Source organism: Serratia sp. LS-1, from assembly GCF_003719595.1.
In the GTDB taxonomy this organism is placed as follows: Bacteria; Pseudomonadota; Gammaproteobacteria; order Enterobacterales; family Enterobacteriaceae; genus Serratia; species Serratia ureilytica.
Genome location: NZ_CP033504.1, coordinates 2,838,613 through 2,858,000, shown reverse-complemented (window position 1 = coordinate 2,858,000; position 19,388 = coordinate 2,838,613). Strand labels below are relative to the sequence as shown.

Below are 19,388 nucleotides of genomic sequence, written 5' to 3'. Positions count from 1 at the left end.
ACAGTTTTTATCACAATCCGCGATCCGGGTCGAAAAGATTCGCGCCTGATTCCTCTCTGGCGCCGCCTCGGCGCACCAGCCACAGGGCGATCGCCTGGACAATATAGTCTTTTTGCTGTTCGTCCAGCGCGACGCCCTGCGGTATGCCGTGCCATTTTTCCAGGCAGCTTCGGCAGCAGGTGGCGGTGGCGTGTTGGGCGACGAACACCGGGTGGCCGCGCATCGGCGTCTGCTTGCCATCGTTTTTGGGGTGGGCGGCGGCCAGACGGCGATCGATAAAGTCGCGGGCATGGCTGAGGATCAGCGGCAAGCCTTTGTCGTCAAGATAGCTCTGGTCTTTGGGATTCAAACGGAAACGGGCGCGGAAGGGGGAGCCTTGCAGCCGCCGCCATAGCGCCTCTGGGTGAAATGGCATCATGACTTTACTCGCTAAGGGTGAGCTTTTTTTCAGGCTACCAGAAGTGAAACTCTGCGGCCAATTTTGCCTGTGACACACAATATTCGGCGAGATAAAGCACGAAATGAAAAACAAATTCAATTTGTAGACCAAAATAAGAGAAAAGATTAGCAATTAGTGCGGATGTAAATTGGCGAAACTATATCGCGAGGTTATTTATTTGCGTGCTATTTGTGCGGATTGAAATTGTGAGGACAGTGTGGAGGAAAATAAAAAACCGGCCAGAAGCCGGTTAAAGGTATGCAGAAATTATCTTCGGATAATGAAGGTAATAATGAAAATAATGATGATAGCGAGGTGATTATAGCGGCTGCGTGCAGGCGGCGTTTTGGCACAATGTGCTTATTGTCCAGCACAATTGTATGGTTGGCTTTTTTTTCTTAAAGATTTGTATAACTACATGATTTTTTATCAATTAATCTATTCTTTGTCTTTAAGTGCTTTATTTTGTTTGTCGGTAATGTTTTGTGAAAGTTCGCGCACATTTACATTTTGAAACCTTTATTAATCACGCTGAAACACTATCGGATACTTGGTATCATTTTCTTTCTGGATTAATATAACCCTTGTTACCAGAATGGTAATGCACAGTCGTGCTAATAATGCTCGAAAAGGGCAGTGGCCGTAGCTCGACATAATTAACGAGGATAATAACGATGAAACTTCGAGTACTCTCTCTGATGGTACCCGCACTGCTGGTTGCAGGCACAGCAGGCGCGGCGGAAATCTACAACAAAGACGGTAATAAACTGGATTTGTACGGTAAAGTCGACGGTCTTCACTATTTCTCCAGCAACAACGGCGTGGACGGTGACCAGTCTTATATGCGTTTTGGCCTGCGCGGCGAAACGCAAATCAGCGATCAGCTGACCGGCTACGGCCAGTGGGAATATCAGGCTAACCTGAACCACGCTGAAAACCAGGACAACAAGAACTTCACCCGTTACGGCTTCGCCGGTCTGAAATTCGGCGACTACGGTTCCTTCGACTACGGCCGTAATACCGGCGTGCTGTACGACGTCGCGGCGTATACCGACTTGCAGCCTGAGTTCGACGGTATGACCTACGGCGCCGACCAGTTCATGTTCCAGCGTTCCAGTGGCCTGGCGACCTACCGTAACAACGACTTCTTCGGTCTGGTTGACGGCCTGAACTTCGCCCTGCAGTACCAGGGTAAAAACGGCAATGGCGAAGAGACCAACAACGGTCGCGACGTCCTTGGCCAGAACGGCGAAGGCTACGGTATGTCCATGAGCTATGACATGGGCTACGGCATCAGTGCGGCGGGCGCCTTCTTCAACTCTCGCCGCACCAGCGAGCAGAACGGCGCTAACGGTCACCAGAACATCATGGGCCGCGGCGACAAGGCCGAAGGTTACTCCGGCGGTCTGAAATATGACGCCAACGACGTCTACCTGGCGGTGATGTTCACCCAGTCCTACAACGCGGCGCGTTTCGGCAGCTCCGACAGCAGCGTTTACGGCTACGCCAACAAGGCGCAGAGCTTCGAAGCCTACGCGCACTACCAGTTCGATTTCGGTCTGCGTCCGTTCGTCGGCTATAACCAGACCAAAGGTAAAGACCTGGGCCGCGCCGGTAACGGCAAGGACTACGGCGATCAAGACCTGGTCAAATTCGTCGACCTGGGTGCGACCTACTTCTTCAACAAAAACATGTCTACCTATGTTGATTACAAAATCAACCTGGTGGACAACAACGACTTCACCGACGCTGCCGGGATCAACACCGACAACGTGGTTGCCGTGGGCCTGGTTTACCAGTTCTAAGCACCTCAGTGTGAACGTCATCGCGCGGCCTTCGGGCCGCGTTTTTTTTGCCTGTAAACCGGTAAAAAGCACGGATTGATCCGCTATCGGCACGGGAAGCACCGTGGTTTTCCTCCTCTAAGCCTACGCTGTCAGTACAAAAAAGAGGGGGATGATATGGAACTCAAGATCGATAAGGTGATCGAAACGGTGCTGTACGTCAGCGATATTGAGCGAGCGGACGCCTTCTACCGAGAAGTGCTGAAGCTGCCGGCGATGGTCGCCAACGAGCGGTTCCGCGCCTATAACGTTGGCGATCGGAGCGTATTGTTGCTGTTTGTCGAGGGCGATTCACTGCGTGGGGCGCATTATCCGACCGGCTTTATTCCCGCGCACGATGGCGTGGGGCCGGCGCATATCGGGCTGGCGGTGGCAAAAGACCAACTGCCGCACTGGGAACGGCATCTGACGGCCAACGGCGTGGAAATTGAGGGGCGCATGCGTTGGGATCACGGTGGCGAGAGCATCTACTTTCGCGATCCAGACGCCCACCTGTTGGAACTGGTGACGCCGGGCATCTGGGCCAATTACTGATCGAACCCGCCTTGTGCCAACAACGCCAGCGCGGCATTCAGCACCTGCAACGCCGGCTGCGGCTGGCGCTCAATCTGCACCCTGACGATGGCGCCGTCGATCAGCATCGCCAATATCGCGGCGTGCTGTTCCCGCTGCGGGCCTGCGGGCAGGTGGCGCGCCAGTTCATCCGTCATCTGTTGCTTATGCCGGCCGGCGAGGTGCAGGCTTTCCGGCAGCAGATCGGCGATCTCCACGGCCGTATTGATAAACGCGCAGCCGCGAAAACGCGGATCGTCGAACCATTCCGCCAGGCAGGGCGCCAGCGCCGGCAGTAACCCGCCGCTCTGCGCCACATGTCGATCCAACGCTGTACTGAACCAGGTTAGCCACTGCTGGTGGCGATAGGCCAAAAACGCCGTAATCAAATCGTTCTTGCTGGGAAAGTGGCGATAAAACGTCACCTTAGTGACGCCTGATTCCTTGATGATGCGATCGATGCCGGTGGCGCGGATCCCTTCCTGATAGAACAGATCGTGGGCCGTCAGCAGGATGCGCTGACGGGCGGGTAAGGTGTTGCGATCAACGGTCATCATTTTTCTCCCAAGCTATTTTCGAGTGATTGTAGACAACTCTGTCTACATGCGCTAGCGTAATGATGTAGACAGAGTTGTCTACTTGCCTATACGCAGGAGATGATCATGAGCATTAAACCCCCATTGCCGCCTTTTACCCGTGAATCCGCCATCGAAAAAGTACGGTTGGCGGAAGATGCCTGGAACAGCCGCGATCCTGAGCGGGTGTCGCAGGTCTATTCCCTCGATACCCATTGGCGTAATCGCGCGGAGTTTGTCGACGGCCGCGCGGCGGTGGTCGCATTTTTGCAACGCAAGTGGGCGAAAGAGCTGGAGTATCGGCTGATTAAGGAACTGTGGGCGTTTGACGGCGCGCGCATCGCGGTGCGTTTCGCCTATGAGTGGCGCGACGATTCCGGCAACTGGTATCGCAGCTTCGGCAACGAAAACTGGGAGTTCAATCAGGAAGGGTTGATGATCAACCGCCATGCCTGCATCAACGACATGCCGATTCGCGAACAGGATCGGCGTTTTCATTGGCCGCTCGGTCGGCGCCCGGACGATGTCCCGGCGCTGAGCGATTTCGGCTTTTGAATCCGATGTCGCGCCCGTGCCGGCCGAACGCGAGAAAAAGCGCACCGATCGACAAAGGGGAGTTTGTAGAAAAGCCTTTCCACTTCTAGACTTAGGGGACAACAAACGTACTCCAAGAGGACAAGCTATGACGAAGAAGTTGGTTTTGGCCGTCGGCACTGCGGCGGTATTTTCCATTCTTGCCGGCTGCACCGCCTATGACCGTGCAACCAGTTATGTCAATGAGCCGGTGGTCAGCGATGTCAAAGTAGGGATGACCAAGCAGCAGGTGCGGGCGATTGCCGGTCCGCCGTCGACGTCCGCCACGCTGATCCATGCGCAGGGCACTTGCGACACCTATGCGGTTGCGCCGCGCGATGGCAAAGTGCAAACGTATTTTGTCAGCTACAACGACACGGGCCATGTCATGAACAAGGGCTATCAAACCTGTTCAGACTACGATTCGCAGCCGAAGTAATCGCCTTTCAGCCGAACATAAAAGCCTCGCTTTTGCGGGGCTTTTCATTTTTTAAGCGTTTAAGGCCTGAAGTTTAGGCAACTGCGCCGCCGATGTGATTTTTTTGCATCAAAACGATAGACATTTCATAACGGTATCGCTAATATCAGCGCCCATTGGAAGGATGGCCGAGTGGTTTAAGGCAACGGTCTTGAAAACCGTCGAGTGTAACAGCTCCCAGAGTTCGAATCTCTGTCCTTCCGCCAAATTCAGCCGGCTTAGCTCAGTAGGTAGAGCAACTGACTTGTAATCAGTAGGTCACCAGTTCGATTCCGGTAGCCGGCACCATGACAGAGGCCCCAGCAGCGATGCTGGGGTTTTTTGTTATCAATGCTACATCACCTCCTGTGGCGGTGATGATCGTTCCTGTGGAATACCCATGCTGATTACTGCCTCGGTTTGTTACCAGCAAATCAAGGATTGAGCAGCATCGGCAGATATGAACCCACTCCTCGAGTGTTTTATCGCTGTCAGTATCGTTTCGTATGGACACCGAAGTACAGATGCAGCCATCAGGCCGTTCGCTAAGTATCCTTATCTCAGAAAGCACACTTGTTGAGGTTATCACTGTTGGCAAAGGGAGGCTTTCTGGACATAGTTGGAGCAAACGAAGAGATAACTCGATGGGTATGGTCGGTACCAGGTCAAGGAAGAGTAAAGCGAATGCATCTAGGACTAGAAAGGTAGTGTTTAAGCCACCTGCTTAGCAGATGGCTTTTTTACTATGACTGTTGTTGAAAAGGCGCCACGGGAATGAATTCTCCTGGTGGCGCTGGGTCAACAGCTAAGCATGCCTATAGAGTATCGATAGCAATTACGGTAGCACGGCGGCTTTTGCTCTGTTGCGACTGATAAGCATTTTTCCGTACTTGATACCCGGTTTCTCAATAAAGCGATACAGCAATGTTGCGATACCATAAGTGAGCGGGATAATGATCCCTGATGCAACAATGAACCGCATTACTGAAGAAAGCTCTGCAAACGATGTGTTTGAGAGCAAATAAGCGACGACTGGTAGAACTATCAATAGGTGGAGTAGATAGACTGAGTATGAGACATCGCCCATAAATACGCTGAGGCGGTTTGTCAGGAACCAACGTGGCAAGCGCAACGCGCGTGCCCATTTGCTATCTTCACTCCGAGTCCAAAGTATCGTGACCAGCATTAAGATCAGACCTACCTGAGCAAGCAGATGGTATTTATTAAATTCATTTGGTAAATACACGCTGCCCAATACAGTCAGCAGAGCAAAACCTGCATATTGAATGCTCTTCCTACGGATTGACTCAGCTATCAGCATACCTGCGATAAATAAGTTTAGCTTTATGAGGATCATGGAAGGCATTGGGAACGCCGCAAAGTAGTCCGGTACCAGAAACTTGGCGAGTCCACATAACAAAACAGCGGTGAGACATGTTCGCGCAAAACCCAGCCTCAAGACGGTTAACATGATGAATGGGAAAAGAAAATAGAACTGCATTTCTAATCCAATACTCCAGTCGGGTAGAACTGTATTGAATGAAAAATCAGGTAGGAAGCCAAACATAAAGCTGACATGTGTGAACACGTTTAAAAATGAATGGTCGCTATAACGTGAGCTGTTGGTTTGCGTTTCGCTGTAGAAGTGGCCGATGATGTCCCTGGCCTCACCAAAGTAGTTACCGAATACGATAGCTAAAACCAATAAGACATAGTAGAGCGGCGCGATGCGAAAGAATCGCCGAGTCCAAAATTTTTTAAAAGTTGACGAATCGGTCCAAGGTTCTTGTTCCTTGCGTTCAACATAATTTTTGGCCATCAGGTAGCCAGAAAGCAGGATGAAAAGATCTACACCCACTGCGGGATCAGAAAGAATGGGGGGACGGAAGCGAGTTAAAATGCAGATATGGCCTAAAATAACCCAAAGCGATGCCAGGCCGCGTAACCCTTCGAGTTCCTGTGACCATTGATTGACGGGATAGTTAAGGGATTCTGCTAATCCATTTTTCATGAATCATTCCAGCTTAGGGTTCGTATTTTACTCTAGCATAGAGCGGAGGTATTCAATTTGTTGGCAGAACAAGGGGCTGTTGTAGCCGGTGGGTGAGCCCGGCTTTCAGATTGGGTTTATATATCCATAACCAGCCACTGATCCGCTTCTTCGAACATCTCTTCCAACATCCGGTTCAGCTTTTCGCGATCGCTTTTGCTGGCGTCGGAGTTCAGGCCGTTGGCCTGCATCGGTTTCACGCGCACTTCCGCCTCCGGGAACAGCACATGCACGCGTTTTTCCAGCTCGTTGCGAATAATCTCGGCGGCGTTGGGCAGCCCAGCGACGTTGCGTTTGTCGTATACCAATTCTACAAACATGACTCACCTGTAAACACTGATTTAATGTACAGTATTCTGGCCTGAGGCGCTCGGGTTGGCAAGAGGGAGGCGCAATTTTGCATGAGGCGTTCATTCTTGCTTGCGCAGCGGGCAGCCAAGCCTGCCGCTGAATCCTTTTCTTACGTCTGGCCGATGGCCTGCATTTTCCCCGCTCGCTTCGCGCGTTGAATCTTCAAAGGACGTGATTATCCCCCCGGTGCCTGTGTTTTTCTCCTGTACAACTCAGTACGTAGGGCGGTGGCGCCGGGCTGGGTGCTCCCTGGTGTTGGGGGCCCGACGCCACCTTTCTGGTCGCCGTTCTTGGCATAAAATCGATCAACGCAGGTATGTACCGGAACTCGACGTTACGGACCCTGACGCTGCTCCTTCGTGTTCTGAAGGAGAAAAAATCCCGAGTGTTAGGCAATAGTCGCTCTATGAGCGCTGAATAAAACATTCATCTCATTTTCTTTAAAATTATTGAACCGGGATGCGTCTTGCTCTCCAGGTTGGCTTCTGCGCGTTAAATTGCTGCGGAGTTAAGGTAGCGTTTTTATAAGTAAATTGAATTATTTCAATGGCAGCCAGTCGCGTTCGTCAAGAACGGTGGTTTTTAATAAAATTGTTTTATTACAATGGTTTTTCTGTTTTTTCATATACCTTTCGCCCTGAGCCATTGTCATGATCACCCTGTAAGTGGTTTAATGTTTTTAAATTCACTTTAATGACGCTAAAGTATAGGGTTAAAACATTATAATGCAACTAAACAACATTAAAATATCAGAAGAAAATGGTATGTCATTGAAAATGATTGGTGAAAACCTCACTTACCTCATGCGCATGCACGGGATTGACGCCAGTCGGTTGAGCTGCGAAACAGGGATAGGTATTGCCACGATCAATAATCTGAGGAAAGGCGTGGGGAATCCCACGATCGCCACGCTTGCGTCAATTGGTGAGTTTTTCAGCGTAAAAGTAGGGGAGCTGACTGACAAGGATTTAAGCGCCGCGGGAGAGGGTAAACACAATGCGAGATCGCTTCCGCTCATTAGCTACAGCGATGTAGAGCGTTTCTTGGCCAACACGATCAGAACGGCAGATACCTATACGACAGAAGTCGATGACATGACGGACGATTCGCTGTTTGTGGTAGAGATAACGAATAATTCACTGTCGCCTGAATTAGACCGTGGAACGTATTGTGTGATCTCCCTCAAGGAGCCATTTTGCGATGGCGATATCGTCTTGGTTAAGCTGAAAAATTACCCAATATGTTTAAGGCGAGTTTTTGTTTCCGACGACGACTTGTTGTTTACAAACATCTCATTAGATTCAGATAGCAGTGTGAAGTCCTATAGCGATTATGCGATCGTCGGTGTTCTATTGAAAACGATAAAGAGGCTGAAATAAATGGATTTATTTAAAATAATGAGAAAGTTAAGAAAGATATACTCTCCCAGTTACCTATACACGTTAGATCGTAGCGTTATCCGAACGGCGGATGGATATTGGCTTTTCAAAGAGTTTGGCACCCATACTTTCGTGAAAAAAAACTGGGGGCAACTCATTGAGGGCGATTTTCTCAGGCACGTTAACCCGAAAGACATCGCTTTTATCGCCGAGACCGAATCTAAGATAAAAGTCGCCTCGGCCAAACTGTCGATTCATGAAGAGAAACGAAACTGTATGTGGACGTTGAAAAATGACGTTGACTCGATATCAATATCAGGGGCGGATTTTCTAAGGGATCGTGATCTTGTTGACAAAACGGAGTCCCTGGATGCGACAAAAATAGCCTTTTATGCCGGGGTAAAGGAAGGCAGAGCACTCTCTGCCTCATTGAAAAATGCAAAGAAAAGTGACGGATATAAAAAAACAATACTGACGTTGATTAAATAAACCAGGGTTCGACGTGAATATGCTTATCGAAGGTAATCACGCTGAAAGCCGAATTGTCTATGGTACTGACATCGCTTGTGCCGTTTTTCCATTGCGAACAAATCGCCGGGGAAACAGAGATTAAGGTTTCCCCCAGCTTTCTTTGGAATAACGTATGTGCATGGCCTGAGCCGATAAACTTAACGTTTAATCGTTGGCAGAGGCTCAAAAGCTCCTCAGCATTGCTTAACATACAACTATCAACAATGGGCGTGCCTACAGGAATAGGGTGATGATGTAGGAAGACGGCGATCTTTTTATTGCCGCTCGAGACTATGGCTTTTTCAAGCGTTTCGAGCGAATGCGTCGAGACCCTGCCGAAATCTTCATTATCGACCACCGAGTCGATGCTGAGCATGCGCCATTCGTCATCTTCAAACGAGTTTATATCATAGCTGCCGCCCTGTTTACGGGCTTCATCGTCCAGGTTTTTTTTGTTGTCGTGATTGCCTGGGAATAGATAGAAAGGTAATGTAGTGCGATTCATTATTTTAAAGAAGCGCTCATAAGAGGGAATATCGCCATCATGAGAGATGTCACCTGTCACAATGATTAAGTCGGCATTGATTTTGTCGGCATTGGCGTTAATGAAGTCAATCGCCCTTTCGAAATTAGCAAGATGCTTCGAAGCCAGCGCGCTTGCATTAGGCATAATATGTATGTCACTAATCTGAATTACTTTCATGCGATACCCTGTTGATATTACTTAAATGGATTGTATGAAGTGCCCCAATCATAGTGATCGGTGTTTTCTATCTTCTTCACCCACTCGACTAAGGCGATAGCGAGCGGTAGCAATACAATAGAGACGACAACTTTATAAGACCACGTCGTGCTTATGATGTTAACCAACTCTATAAAGGTATATTTTCCTGAAAGACTTATCGGATAGGCTGTCAGCAACAGGGCGGCCTGTGTAGACATGGAACCAACAATATATCGGATAAAGAAGTATTTTCCTGAGAAAATAATCTTCATCTTTGAAATAATAAATCCATTGACGAAATAAGCGACCGGAACGGACACCCAGGTGCCTATCATGACTCGCCAAAACTCATGGTATAAAGAATAATAGTGCGTGGCGATATCATTGTTTTCTGGCTGAATAACGGCTGAGAGATTAAGTATTATGACATATAAGCTTTGGCAGAACACCATGATCCATATTGCTCTTACCGACAATTTATAGCCGTAAACCTCAGTCAGCAATGTTGATATCAAGAAACACAAGGAGAATACAATGCCGCTTGCCGTTATTTTAAAACCATAGATATCAAAGATCTTATAAACCAACGTGTCGCAGGTGATCATAATGGTCACCGTCAGGCCAACAAAAAGGCCATAGAGCTTGAGATTTCCTTGCATTTTTACTCCTTATTTAGTCCGTGTTCTTCTGTTATTAATTATCCATACTTATTTAACGCGCAAATTACGCAACCCGCGAGTCGCGTAATGAGACGCGAATAATGTCACATGACCATCATGTCTCTTTATTCAAGCAAGACAACAACGCCTTCCCCCCTGCGTGCCCGGCTGGCGAGAGCGCCACGCCAAGTTTTGCGGAGAATGCTGATGGCCTGTTCGGCGGGAAGAGAGGATTTTACCCTAATCCATTAATATTGCTAATGAATATATTGCCTGGTTCACGCAGTGTCAATCAAGAACGAAGGGCACAGCAAACCGTGGCCGTGAAAAGTCGCTGCGCAGGTTGTTACGGAATTTAAGGGTAGCCACAACCGGGGCGGGGGCCGGTTTTTATCTGGCCTGCGTCAGCAGCTGCAAAAAGCGGCTCAGTGCGGCAAAAGGCGGCTCGCTGTTGCGCCAGAAAACACCCACGCTGCCTTTCTGCTCTATCTTCGGCAGGTTCAGGATCGCCAGTTGCCCCTGGCTGGCATAACGCTGCGCCAGCCGTAGTGAAAGAATGGAGATCATGTCGCTGCTTTGCAGCAGGTTGGTGCTGACGTTCATCGATGCCGATTCAACCGTGTTTTCAGGCAGCATCACGCCGTTATCTGCCAACGCATTATCGATGCTGAGGCGGATTGGCGTGCCGGTCGGCCAGACTATCCAGCGCCAGTGGGTGAGATCGTGCCAGGTGAGGGAGGCGGATTTTGCCAGCGGATGGTGAGGGCGGGCAACGAAGCATACCGGTTCGGTGTAGAGCACTTGATAGTTGAGCGGCAGTTGCAGCGCCCGCCCCCCGACGCGGCCCACGACGACATCCACCGCGCCCGCGAGCAGATCGTGCAGCAGGGGGGTCATCACCTTTTCCTCAATATTGAGATGCAGCGTCGGCATTTCTTGCAGCAGGCTCAATATGGCCTGCGAAACGCAGTCGGTCGCCACCGGCGAGCAGCCAATTTTCAGGCTTCCCACCAGCCCGCCTTGCTTAAAGCGGGCGATTTCAGACTGCGAACGCTCCAGATCATTGATCAAACGCTGCGCATGCTGAAGCAGCAATTTCCCCCCCTCGGAGGGGCGTAGCCCTTTGCTATGCCGCTCAAAGAGCGTGAGCCCAATCTCATCTTCGAGCTGCGACAACCATTTTGACAGAGCGGGTTGGGAGATGTTCATCAGCCGCGCAACGTGGGTCAGATTACCCTGTTCACCCAATGCCACCAACATTTGCAGATGGTGCAGCTTCAATTTCTGCGCCCAGTTCGCCATTTGTTATAACCATCCGGTTATGTCTCCGCCCGAAAAGCCATTGTACATTTTATCGCTAAAGATACAAATTCGTAACATACCTAAAACAACACAGACATCTCCCTACCTGCTCCGAGGCGCTCACTATGACTCAACGGCGTGATTTACAAGCACTGATCGACGCAGCCCCTATCGGCAAGACGCAGTGGCGCGTCATTCTCTGCTGCTTTTTGGTGGTGATGCTCGATGGTTTTGACACCGCCGCCATTGGTTTCATCGCGCCCGACATCCGCGCCCAGTGGCAACTGTCCGCCGGTGAGCTGGCGCCGCTGTTTGGGGCGGGGTTGCTGGGATTGACGGCGGGCGCGCTGCTTTGCGGCCCGCTTTCTGACCGCTTTGGCCGCAAGCGCGTCATCGAACTTTGCGTGGCGCTGTTTGGCGCGCTGAGCCTGATTTCGGCCTTCTCCCCCGATCTGCAAACGCTGGTCGTTTTGCGTTTTCTCACCGGCCTGGGCCTGGGGGGCGCGATGCCGAACACCATCACGATGACCTCTGAATATCTGCCCGCTCGCCGCCGTGGCGCGCTGGTCACGCTGATGTTCTGCGGTTTCACGCTCGGTTCGGCCCTGGGCGGGATCGTCAGCGCCCAACTGGTGCCGAGGGTGGGGTGGTCCGGCATTTTGGTGCTCGGCGGCGTCTTGCCGTTGATGCTCTTTGCGGCGCTGCTGTTTGCCCTGCCGGAATCCCCGCGCTGGCAGATTCGCCGCCAACTGCCGCAAAAGGTGATTGCCAAAACGGTCAGCGCCATGACTGGCGAGTGGGATGAAGAGGCCCATTTTTATCTGAACGAAGCCGCCACGGCGGCCAAAGGCAGCATCAGCCCGCTGTTCGCCGGCCGCCAGTTGCGCATCACCCTCATGCTCTGGGCGGTGTTTTTCATGAGCATGTTGATCATCTACCTGCTCTCCAGCTGGATGCCGACGCTGCTTAACCACCGCGGTATTGATCTGCGGCATGCCTCCTGGGTAACCGCCGCTTTCCAGATAGGCGGCACGGTGGGCGCGCTGGGGCTGGGCGTGTTGATGGACAAATGCAATCCCTTCCGGGTGTTGGCGGTGAGCTACGCCTTGGGCGCCGTGTGTATCGTCATGATTGGCCTGAGCGAGAACGGCCTGTGGCAAATGGCGCTGGCCATCTTCGGCACCGGCATCGGCATCAGCGGGTCGCAGGTCGGGCTGAATGCTTTGACCGCCACGCTCTATCCGACGCAAAGCCGAGCGACGGGCGTCAGCTGGTCCAATGCCATTGGCCGCTGCGGCGCGATTGTCGGCTCGCTTTCCGGCGGCGTGATGATGGCGATGAATTTCTCATTCGATACGCTATTTTTCATTATTGCCCTTCCGGCGGCGCTCAGTACGGTGATGTTAATGCTGCTGACGGCTGTCGTTCGTCTGTCTGCCCCAGCCCCTGACACGTTGCCTCGCGCAGCGTCGTGAATGAAAAAGGAGAATCCCTATGCCTGAATGCCATCAGGATGTTAACCCCAGCCGCCAGCAGTTTTACCGGCAGATTTCCGGGCAGAACCTGACCCCGTTGTGGGAGTCGCTGCACCATCTGGTACCGTCAACGCCGAATGCAAACTGCGCCCCGGCTTACTGGAACTATCAGGAGATTCGCCCGCACCTGCTGGCCAGCGGCGAGTTGATTGGCGCCAAAGAAGCAGTGCGCCGCGTGCTGGTGCTGGAAAACCCGATGTTGCGCGGACAAGCCGCCATCACCCCGACGCTGTACGCCGGATTGCAGTTGATCATGCCGGGTGAAATCGCGCCGAGCCATCGCCATAATCAGTCCGCGTTGCGTTTTATCGTCGAAGGGAAAGGGGCGTTTACCGCCGTTGACGGCGAACGAACGCAAATGCATGAAGGCGACTTCATTTTGACGCCGCAGTGGCGCTGGCACGATCACGGCAATCCCGGCGCTGAGCCGGTGGTATGGCTGGACGGGCTGGATTTGCCGCTGGTGAACCTGCTGGGCTGCGGTTTCGCGGAAGACTATCCGCAAGAACAGCAGCCCGTGACGCGCCGGGAGGGGGACTATTTACCGCGTTATGCGGCCAATATGCTGCCGCTGCGCCATCAGAAAGGCAACTCATCGCCCATTTTCAACTACCGCTACGATCGTAGCCGCGAAACGCTGTACGACCTCACCCGCATGGGGGACGCCGACGAGTGGGACGGCTACAAGATGCGCTACGTCAATCCGGTGACCGGCGGCTATCCCATGCCCTCGATGGGCGCCTTCCTGCAACTGTTGCCGAAAGGCTTTTCCTCACGAAAGGCGCGCACCACGGACAGCACCCTCTACCACGTGGTGGAAGGGCGCGGCCAGGTCAGCATCGGCAACGAAACCCTTCACTTTTCGGCAAAAGATATCTTTGTGGCGCCGACCTGGTTCGACGTGTCGTTTCAGGTGGATGAAGACACTGTGTTATTCAGTTTTTCGGACCGGCCGGTTCAGGAAGCCCTGGGGCTGTTCCGTGAAGCACGTTATTAATTTGGGAGAGACAAAATGACGCAATACGTATTTGCACCGCCAGCCCCCGTGACTGTTCCAGTCGTGGGGAGTGATAAACAGTTCCCCGTGCACCGTGTCTACTGCGTCGGGCGCAACTATGCCGCCCATGCTCGCGAAATGGGCTTTGATCCGGATCGTGAGCCGCCGTTCTTCTTCTGCAAGCCTGCCGATGCGGTGGTGCCGGTGGCGGCCGGCGAAACGCTGGCGCTGCCGTATCCGGCGCAAACGGACAACTATCACTACGAAATCGAACTGGTGGTGGCGATTGGCAAACGGGGGAGCGATATTCCGTTGGAAAACGCGCATGAATATATCTGGGGATATGCCACGGGCCTGGACATGACCCGCCGCGATCGGCAGATGGACATGCGTCAAATGGGGCGCCCATGGGAAATCGGCAAGTCGTTCGATCTCTCTGCGCCCATCGCGCCACTGCATAAAGCCGGCGACAGCGCAGACGTCAACCATGCGCCTATCTGGCTGCAGGTCAATGGCAGCGATCGTCAGCGCAGCGACATCCGTCATCTGATCTGGTCGGTGAATGAAACCATCAGCTATCTGTCCGGCTTTTTTGAGCTGCAGCCCGGCGATCTGATTTTTACCGGCACGCCGGAAGGGGTGGGGGCGGTGGTGAAAGGCGATGTGATTACCGGGAATGTAGAGGGGCTTACCCCTATCGCCGTGAAGATTGTCTGAGGCTGATTCTGAGGTGAATGATGAAGCTGTACAGCTTTTTTAATAGCTCTGCGTCCTACCGCGTGCGCATTGCGCTGGCGCTGAAAGGTATCCATTACCAGACGGTGGGCGTCAATATTCGCATCGGGCAGCAGAATGAGCTGGCTTATCGGCGTATGAACCCGGTCGGGCTGGTGCCGACGCTGCTCACGGACGACGGCGAGTCTCTCAGCCAGTCGCTGGCGATTACCGACTGGCTGGATCGCCATTTCCCCCAGTCGCCGCTGTTGCCGACGGCCGATCCGGCGCGCAGCCGGGTACTGGAAATCGTTTATGTCATCGCTTGCGATACTCACCCGGTCAATAACCTACGGGTGTTACGCTACCTGAGTGAAGAGCTGAAGGTGAGTGAGGAAGAGAAAAAACGCTGGTATGCGCACTGGATCCGGCAAGGGCTGAGCGCCGTGGAACAGCTGTTGCTCCAGAGGCCGCCAGGGCCCTTCTGCGTTGGCGGCAGCCCGACGTTGGCAGATTGCTGCCTGATCCCTCAGTGGGCGAATGCCCTGCGGATGGGGTGCGATCTGAACGGGTACCCGCGCTGTAAAGCGATTTACGACGCCTGTACCCAGCTCCCGGCGTTCATCGCCGCAGCGCCCGAAAACCAACAAGACAAAATCTCAGCCTGAGCCTGGTAAAGAGAAAGGCCGTCGCGAAAGCGAGGCGCGCAATGATCGTTGGGGGAGGCAGGGGGGCAGCGGCTGCGCTCTCATCCTCTCACGTACAGACGAAAAAAACCTGCTGTTACAGCAGGTTTTCTTGAATTTGGTCGGCATGAGAGGATTCGAACCTCCGACCCCCGACACCCCATGACGGTGCGCTACCAGGCTGCGCTACATGCCGACGCTATGAAAAATCATACTACCGATTCTCGATGTTTATGCAAGCGCCTTACCACTTGATTGCTTTAGTTTTAAGCAGTTAGTTGGCGATAAAGCGTTTTACATCGGTCAGCACCTGCAACAACAGAGCAAGCTGCGGTTTCTCGTCTTTTATTTCATCGCCGTTCTGATCGTAGACGCGATAGTTGCCGCTGTTGTCCAGCATCAGCGTCTGCGTCGGCGTGGTGATCACCAGCTGGTTGCCATCGCCGGTGGCGATCCAGTTGTTGCGGCGCTGGGCAGTAAACAGGTCTTCGCCCTGCGAATAGTCTTTCGGCGCGGTTTTCACGTGCAGCAACCGTTGCATCAAGGTACGCATCACGTCGTTATGGCCGGTCAGCTTGTTGATGGTCTGCGCCGGCGTGCCGGGCCAGTGGATCACCAGCGGCACCTGCAGCTGCGCCTGGTTGAAGGCGGTGCCGGCGCCCCATTGGCCTTTGCCGCTGTCGTTGAACTCGACGCCGTGCTCGGCGGTGATCACCACCACGGTTTTATCCAGCAGGCCGCGCTGTTTCAGGGTGTCCAGCACCTGGGCTATCTGGGCGTCCACGTCCTGAGCGCCGGTGCGATAGCGTTGGATAAAATCGGCCGGCGCCGGAGTTTTAGCGCCTTCGGCCGGCTCGGCGCCGCTGAAGTTGATATAGGAGAACCACGGCTCTTTGTCGCCCTGATCCGTCAGCCAGCGTTGCCATTGCTGCGTGGTTTGCGCGTCGCTTTGCGGCGCTGGCGTCGGCAGCGAGAAGTCGGTCAACAGGGCCTGACGGTACAGGCTGGCGTTGAAGCCGTCGGACGAGAACAGCCCCAGTTGGTAACCCTGCTCGCCGAGCGCGTTGATCAGCGCCGACGGCTTGCGGCCGGCGAGCACGCTGTCAAGATAGGTCGGGGAAATGCCGTAGAACAGGCCGAACAGTCCGGTGTCGGCGTGGTTGCCCGAGCTGTAGTGATCGCTGAAGCGCACGTTTTCCTGGGCGAAACGCGTCAGCGTCGGCATATCCTGCGCCACGTCTTTGGCGCGAATGCCGTCCACCACGATCATCAGCAGGTTATAGCCGCTGCCTTTATCGCCGTAGCTGAGATCGCTGAGCGGGTACTCCACCGCCACCGCTTCCGGATTGCCCTGTTGCACCAGGCGGCGTTCATATTCCTGCTGATCGAGCAGGCCGTGTTTTTCGAGGAACTTGCGCGCGGTCATCGGGTACGAGAGCGGCAGGTTGGCCCGCTGCATGGTGATCGGGCGATAGAAGTTGGCGTCGGCCCAGATGTAAATCAGGTGCGAGGCGAAAAAGGCGCTGATGAACAGCGCCGCCAGCGGCTTGCCGAAACGGCGGCGGTTCAGGCTGCGCAGCTTCTGCCAGCTCCAGGTGCCGAACAGCATCTCCACCAGGAAGATCACCGGCACGCAGATAAACATCAGCTGCCAGTCGCGCGACAGCTCGCTTTGATCCGGGTTGACCACCAGATCCCACACCACCGGATTGAGGTGCAGGTGGAAATGGGAGAACACCTCGCTGTCGACCAGCAACAGCGTGAGCCCGGCGGTGGCCAGCGCGGCGGAAATAAATCGCAGCAGCCGCTGCGACATCACCACGAAGGTGAGCGGGAAGATCACCAGCAAATAGCCGGCGAACACGATAAAGCTGAAATGCCCCAGTAGGCTGACCAGGGCATAGACCCGGCCCAGCAGGGAAGCGGGCCAGTCGGTGACAAACAGGTAGCGGCTGCCCAGCCCAAGGGCGAGCAGGATGTTGAATAAGGCGAACCAGTGCCCCCAGCTGATCATCTGGGAGACTTTTTCACGATAACGCTGACGGTTTGTCACCATAAATAAATATTAATGCGCTTTATCTTCACGGACAGAAGCCTGCAGGGCTTCCGCGAACGATCTCGCCAGGGTTTTCCGCTGCGCGGGGGCAACGCTGGTGTTGATCAAATTAGTGACCATATTGCCCAGCACCATCAGGGAAAGATCGGTGGGGGTATGGTGTTTTTCCAGAACATTGACCAGCTCTGAGAGCAGTTGTTCAACGTGTTCGTCACTGTAACGGGATGATTGTGGCATAAAATTGCGCTTAGTAATCTGCAAAGTGCCCTATCTTACCGTATAGGACAGTGATTTTCCGCTCTTTTATCACTTCCTGTCATTCGGGAAAGGGTTCGCCCACGACGGGGCCGCTCACCGCTGCGCCTTTCCGGTTTGCCGCGGTTTTTTAGTATTGCAGGGCGGGGCCTTCAGTGTTTGAATACGCGCCTAAAGAACAGGAGGATTTACCATGAGTCTGGATATCGACCAGATCGCTCTGCACCAGTTGGTGAAACGCGACGAGCAAACGCTGGACGTGGTGCTGCGCGATTCCTTGCTTCCCACCAACGCGGCGGTGGAAGAAATGATGGCGGAACTGCATCGCGTCTACAGCGCCAAGAGCAAGGCCCTGGGCTTGTTCAACGAGGGCAGCGAGCTGGCGGAAGCGCTGCGCACTTGCCGCAAGGACGATAAGGACTTTCTGGCTTTCAGCCGCGCGGCGACCGGCCGTCTGCGCGACGAACTGGCGAAGTATCCATTCGCCGAAGGCGGCGTGGTGCTGTTCGGTCAATACCGTTATCTGGCGGTCGAGTACCTGCTGATCGCGGTGCTGAACAGCCGTAACAGCATGCGCGTCAACGAAGAGCTGGATATCAACACTACGCACTATCTGGACATCAACAACGCCGATATCGTTGCGCGCATCGATCTGACCGAGTGGGAAACCAACCCGGAATCGACCCGCTATCTGACCTTCCTGCGCGGGCGCGTGGGCCGTAAGGTCGCCGACTTCTTCATGGATTTCCTGGCAGCGTCCGAAGGGTTGGACACCAAGGCGCAAAACCGCGGGCTGCTGCAGGCGGTGGACGACTACTGCGCCGACGCGCAGCTGGACAAGAATGAGCGCCAGTCGGTGCGCCAGCAGGTGTACAGCTACTGCAACGAACAGCTGCAGGCGGGCGAAGAGATCGAACTGCAGGCGCTGTCGCAGGAGTTGTCGCCGGTCGGCGAGAAAGACTTCATGCAGTTCTCCAGCGAGCAAGGGTATGAGCTGGAAGAGAGCTTCCCGGCGGATCGCGGCACGCTGCGTCAGCTGACCAAATTCGCCGGCAGCGGCGGCGGTATCAGTCTGAACTTCGACGCCATGCTGCTCGGCGAGCGCATTTTCTGGGATGCGGCCACCGACACGCTGACCATCAGAGGCACGCCGCCGAACCTGCGCGATCAGCTGCAACGCCGGACCGGCAGCGGCAAGTAAGCTTGCCGAATCGCAGACAATAAAAAACGCCGCAATTGCGGCGTTCTTTATTTCGGCGTCCCGAAAGGTTCGAAAACGTAGCGATTAAACGCGAACGAAGTCGATGTGAGCCAGTTTTGGCTTGAACGGGTGACGCTGTACAGCCTGAACCTTAACTTTGGTTTCTTTACCGTCGATAACCAGAGTTACTGCTTCGCTGTAGAATTCTGGTTTAGCTTCCATGTTCTTGACAGAATCATGATCCAATTCGATGGAAACTGCAGCTTCTTTGCCACCGTAAACGATAGCTGGGAATTTGTTTGCTGCACGCAGGCGGCGGCTCGCACCTTTACCCTGGTCTTTACGTACTTCTGCATTGATAGTGAACATTGTTTTTTCTCTTAAAAGAAAATTTACCCTGCTACAGGCGACCCAAGTAGCAAGTTCGGAATTCCGCTTTAACGCTGGGCAGGCCCAGGTAAAGCGCGCGGCATTTTAACGGAAAGCCGCCCGCAGGGCAACGAAAACCTGCCCAGATTGAGGGCCGTTC

At 53.6% G+C, this 19,388-nt stretch carries 21 protein-coding genes, 3 tRNA genes and 1 pseudogene; 14 read left to right on the top strand and 11 right to left on the bottom strand.

The annotated features are described in order from the left end of the window. Positions 1-10: 10 nt before the first annotated feature. The gene (locus tag EDY99_RS13725) at positions 11-418 is read right to left on the bottom strand and encodes a DUF4186 domain-containing protein (RefSeq protein ID WP_071991658.1); all 408 of its coding nucleotides are present in this window, start codon (positions 416-418) and stop codon (positions 11-13) included. Positions 419-1,113: 695 nt separating this feature from the next. On the opposite strand from EDY99_RS13725, the gene ompC reads away from it, so the two are divergent. Next, on the top strand, positions 1,114-2,244 hold the full coding sequence (ompC, locus tag EDY99_RS13720; RefSeq protein ID WP_033643836.1) for a porin OmpC: 1,131 nt from the start codon (positions 1,114-1,116) through the stop codon (positions 2,242-2,244). Between the two features lie 156 nt (positions 2,245-2,400). Then, the gene (locus EDY99_RS13715) at positions 2,401-2,817 is read left to right on the top strand and encodes a VOC family protein (protein WP_033643835.1); all 417 of its coding nucleotides are present in this window, start codon (positions 2,401-2,403) and stop codon (positions 2,815-2,817) included. On the opposite strand, the gene EDY99_RS13710 is transcribed toward EDY99_RS13715, so the two are convergent. Next, a complete protein-coding gene (locus tag EDY99_RS13710) occupies positions 2,811-3,389 on the bottom strand; it encodes a TetR/AcrR family transcriptional regulator (protein ID WP_033643834.1) in 579 nt (192 codons plus the stop codon). The two genes, EDY99_RS13715 and EDY99_RS13710, sit on opposite strands and share 7 nt — an antisense overlap. 108 nt (positions 3,390-3,497) lie before the next feature. Here EDY99_RS13710 and EDY99_RS13705 point away from each other — a divergent pair, with 108 nt between their 5' ends. The 5 genes and pseudogenes from EDY99_RS13705 to EDY99_RS13685 all read left to right on the top strand — a co-directional run. Further along, entirely contained in the window at positions 3,498-3,965 is a 468-nt protein-coding gene (locus EDY99_RS13705) for a nuclear transport factor 2 family protein (protein ID WP_033643833.1), read from the top strand. 127 nt (positions 3,966-4,092) lie between these two features. Further along, complete coding sequence (osmE, locus tag EDY99_RS13700) at positions 4,093-4,422, top strand: osmotically-inducible lipoprotein OsmE (protein ID WP_004935874.1); 330 nt, start codon at positions 4,093-4,095, stop codon at positions 4,420-4,422. A gap of 157 nt (positions 4,423-4,579) precedes the next feature. Then, positions 4,580-4,667, top strand: a tRNA-Ser gene (locus EDY99_RS13695). A 6-nt stretch (positions 4,668-4,673) separates the two neighbouring features. Beyond that, positions 4,674-4,749, top strand: a tRNA-Thr gene (locus tag EDY99_RS13690). 141 nt (positions 4,750-4,890) lie between these two features. Continuing rightward, positions 4,891-5,085 (top strand): annotated as a pseudogene (locus tag EDY99_RS13685) (hypothetical protein); the annotation flags it as partial. A gap of 190 nt (positions 5,086-5,275) precedes the next feature. Here the strand turns inward: EDY99_RS13685 and EDY99_RS13680 are convergent. Then, complete coding sequence (locus EDY99_RS13680) at positions 5,276-6,451, bottom strand: acyltransferase (RefSeq protein ID WP_089197256.1); 1,176 nt, start codon at positions 6,449-6,451, stop codon at positions 5,276-5,278. 116 nt (positions 6,452-6,567) lie between these two features. Continuing rightward, complete coding sequence (locus tag EDY99_RS13675; RefSeq protein ID WP_089194998.1) at positions 6,568-6,810, bottom strand: DinI family protein; 243 nt, start codon at positions 6,808-6,810, stop codon at positions 6,568-6,570. A gap of 756 nt (positions 6,811-7,566) precedes the next feature. On the opposite strand from EDY99_RS13675, the gene EDY99_RS13670 reads away from it, so the two are divergent. Then, the gene (locus EDY99_RS13670) at positions 7,567-8,220 is read left to right on the top strand and encodes a helix-turn-helix domain-containing protein (protein ID WP_123061846.1); all 654 of its coding nucleotides are present in this window, start codon (positions 7,567-7,569) and stop codon (positions 8,218-8,220) included. Beyond that, entirely contained in the window at positions 8,221-8,709 is a 489-nt protein-coding gene (locus EDY99_RS13665) for a hypothetical protein (protein ID WP_089194996.1), read from the top strand. Here EDY99_RS13665 and EDY99_RS13660 read toward each other — a convergent pair. The 3 genes from EDY99_RS13660 to EDY99_RS13650 form a co-directional block, all read right to left on the bottom strand. Continuing rightward, the gene (locus EDY99_RS13660) at positions 8,702-9,433 is read right to left on the bottom strand and encodes a metallophosphoesterase (protein WP_089194995.1); all 732 of its coding nucleotides are present in this window, start codon (positions 9,431-9,433) and stop codon (positions 8,702-8,704) included. The genes EDY99_RS13665 and EDY99_RS13660 overlap by 8 nt on opposite strands. A 17-nt stretch (positions 9,434-9,450) precedes the next feature. Then, positions 9,451-10,113, bottom strand: coding sequence for a VUT family protein (locus EDY99_RS13655; protein WP_123061845.1), 663 nt, complete (start codon positions 10,111-10,113; stop codon positions 9,451-9,453). 390 nt (positions 10,114-10,503) lie between these two features. Next, positions 10,504-11,415 carry a LysR family transcriptional regulator gene (locus tag EDY99_RS13650; RefSeq protein ID WP_047574301.1) on the bottom strand — a complete coding sequence of 304 codons (912 nt, stop codon included), beginning with the start codon at positions 11,413-11,415 and terminating at the stop codon, positions 10,504-10,506. Positions 11,416-11,540: 125 nt separating this feature from the next. On the opposite strand from EDY99_RS13650, the gene EDY99_RS13645 reads away from it, so the two are divergent. The 4 genes from EDY99_RS13645 to maiA are packed head-to-tail and all read left to right on the top strand — an operon-like array spanning position 11,541 to position 15,329. After that, a complete protein-coding gene (locus EDY99_RS13645) occupies positions 11,541-12,890 on the top strand; it encodes an aromatic acid/H+ symport family MFS transporter (protein WP_033643830.1) in 1,350 nt (449 codons plus the stop codon). 19 nt (positions 12,891-12,909) lie between these two features. Continuing rightward, entirely contained in the window at positions 12,910-13,947 is a 1,038-nt protein-coding gene (gtdA, locus tag EDY99_RS13640; RefSeq protein ID WP_123061844.1) for a gentisate 1,2-dioxygenase, read from the top strand. Between the two features lie 15 nt (positions 13,948-13,962). Next, a complete protein-coding gene (locus EDY99_RS13635) occupies positions 13,963-14,664 on the top strand; it encodes a fumarylacetoacetate hydrolase family protein (RefSeq protein ID WP_033652522.1) in 702 nt (233 codons plus the stop codon). Between the two features lie 20 nt (positions 14,665-14,684). Further along, complete coding sequence (gene maiA, locus EDY99_RS13630; protein WP_123061843.1) at positions 14,685-15,329, top strand: maleylacetoacetate isomerase; 645 nt, start codon at positions 14,685-14,687, stop codon at positions 15,327-15,329. Between the two features lie 137 nt (positions 15,330-15,466). Here maiA and EDY99_RS13625 read toward each other — a convergent pair. The 3 genes from EDY99_RS13625 to EDY99_RS13615 all read right to left on the bottom strand — a co-directional run bounded on the left by EDY99_RS13625 (position 15,467) and on the right by EDY99_RS13615 (position 17,640). Next, a tRNA-Pro gene (locus EDY99_RS13625) sits at positions 15,467-15,543 on the bottom strand. Between the two features lie 78 nt (positions 15,544-15,621). Then, positions 15,622-17,403, bottom strand: coding sequence for an LPS biosynthesis-modulating metalloenzyme YejM (yejM, locus tag EDY99_RS13620; RefSeq protein WP_033652524.1), 1,782 nt, complete (start codon positions 17,401-17,403; stop codon positions 15,622-15,624). A gap of 9 nt (positions 17,404-17,412) precedes the next feature. Then, positions 17,413-17,640, bottom strand: coding sequence for a YejL family protein (locus EDY99_RS13615; protein ID WP_004935782.1), 228 nt, complete (start codon positions 17,638-17,640; stop codon positions 17,413-17,415). A gap of 211 nt (positions 17,641-17,851) precedes the next feature. Here EDY99_RS13615 and yejK point away from each other — a divergent pair, with 211 nt between their 5' ends. Next, entirely contained in the window at positions 17,852-18,859 is a 1,008-nt protein-coding gene (yejK, locus tag EDY99_RS13610; protein WP_033652525.1) for a nucleoid-associated protein YejK, read from the top strand. Positions 18,860-18,943: 84 nt separating this feature from the next. Here yejK and rplY read toward each other — a convergent pair whose 3' ends face one another. Next, entirely contained in the window at positions 18,944-19,228 is a 285-nt protein-coding gene (gene rplY, locus EDY99_RS13605; RefSeq protein WP_004935776.1) for a 50S ribosomal protein L25, read from the bottom strand. Positions 19,229-19,388 lie beyond the last annotated feature (160 nt).

Bases quoted from the DNA above. Each gene is read 5' to 3' on its own strand.
- EDY99_RS13725 (WP_071991658.1), bottom strand. From the start codon at position 418: ATGATGCCATTTCACCCAGAGGCGCTATGGCGGCGGCTGCAAGGCTCC.
- ompC (WP_033643836.1), top strand. From the start codon at position 1,114: ATGAAACTTCGAGTACTCTCTCTGATGGTACCCGCACTGCTGGTTGCA.
- EDY99_RS13715 (WP_033643835.1), top strand. From the start codon at position 2,401: ATGGAACTCAAGATCGATAAGGTGATCGAAACGGTGCTGTACGTCAGC.
- EDY99_RS13710 (WP_033643834.1), bottom strand. From the start codon at position 3,389: ATGACCGTTGATCGCAACACCTTACCCGCCCGTCAGCGCATCCTGCTG.
- EDY99_RS13705 (WP_033643833.1), top strand. From the start codon at position 3,498: ATGAGCATTAAACCCCCATTGCCGCCTTTTACCCGTGAATCCGCCATC.
- osmE (WP_004935874.1), top strand. From the start codon at position 4,093: ATGACGAAGAAGTTGGTTTTGGCCGTCGGCACTGCGGCGGTATTTTCC.
- EDY99_RS13680 (WP_089197256.1), bottom strand. From the start codon at position 6,451: ATGAAAAATGGATTAGCAGAATCCCTTAACTATCCCGTCAATCAATGG.
- EDY99_RS13675 (WP_089194998.1), bottom strand. From the start codon at position 6,810: ATGTTTGTAGAATTGGTATACGACAAACGCAACGTCGCTGGGCTGCCC.
- EDY99_RS13670 (WP_123061846.1), top strand. From the start codon at position 7,567: ATGCAACTAAACAACATTAAAATATCAGAAGAAAATGGTATGTCATTG.
- EDY99_RS13665 (WP_089194996.1), top strand. From the start codon at position 8,221: ATGGATTTATTTAAAATAATGAGAAAGTTAAGAAAGATATACTCTCCC.
- EDY99_RS13660 (WP_089194995.1), bottom strand. From the start codon at position 9,433: ATGAAAGTAATTCAGATTAGTGACATACATATTATGCCTAATGCAAGC.
- EDY99_RS13655 (WP_123061845.1), bottom strand. From the start codon at position 10,113: ATGCAAGGAAATCTCAAGCTCTATGGCCTTTTTGTTGGCCTGACGGTG.
- EDY99_RS13650 (WP_047574301.1), bottom strand. From the start codon at position 11,415: ATGGCGAACTGGGCGCAGAAATTGAAGCTGCACCATCTGCAAATGTTG.
- EDY99_RS13645 (WP_033643830.1), top strand. From the start codon at position 11,541: ATGACTCAACGGCGTGATTTACAAGCACTGATCGACGCAGCCCCTATC.
- gtdA (WP_123061844.1), top strand. From the start codon at position 12,910: ATGCCTGAATGCCATCAGGATGTTAACCCCAGCCGCCAGCAGTTTTAC.
- EDY99_RS13635 (WP_033652522.1), top strand. From the start codon at position 13,963: ATGACGCAATACGTATTTGCACCGCCAGCCCCCGTGACTGTTCCAGTC.
- maiA (WP_123061843.1), top strand. From the start codon at position 14,685: ATGAAGCTGTACAGCTTTTTTAATAGCTCTGCGTCCTACCGCGTGCGC.
- yejM (WP_033652524.1), bottom strand. From the start codon at position 17,403: ATGGTGACAAACCGTCAGCGTTATCGTGAAAAAGTCTCCCAGATGATC.
- EDY99_RS13615 (WP_004935782.1), bottom strand. From the start codon at position 17,640: ATGCCACAATCATCCCGTTACAGTGACGAACACGTTGAACAACTGCTC.
- yejK (WP_033652525.1), top strand. From the start codon at position 17,852: ATGAGTCTGGATATCGACCAGATCGCTCTGCACCAGTTGGTGAAACGC.
- rplY (WP_004935776.1), bottom strand. From the start codon at position 19,228: ATGTTCACTATCAATGCAGAAGTACGTAAAGACCAGGGTAAAGGTGCG.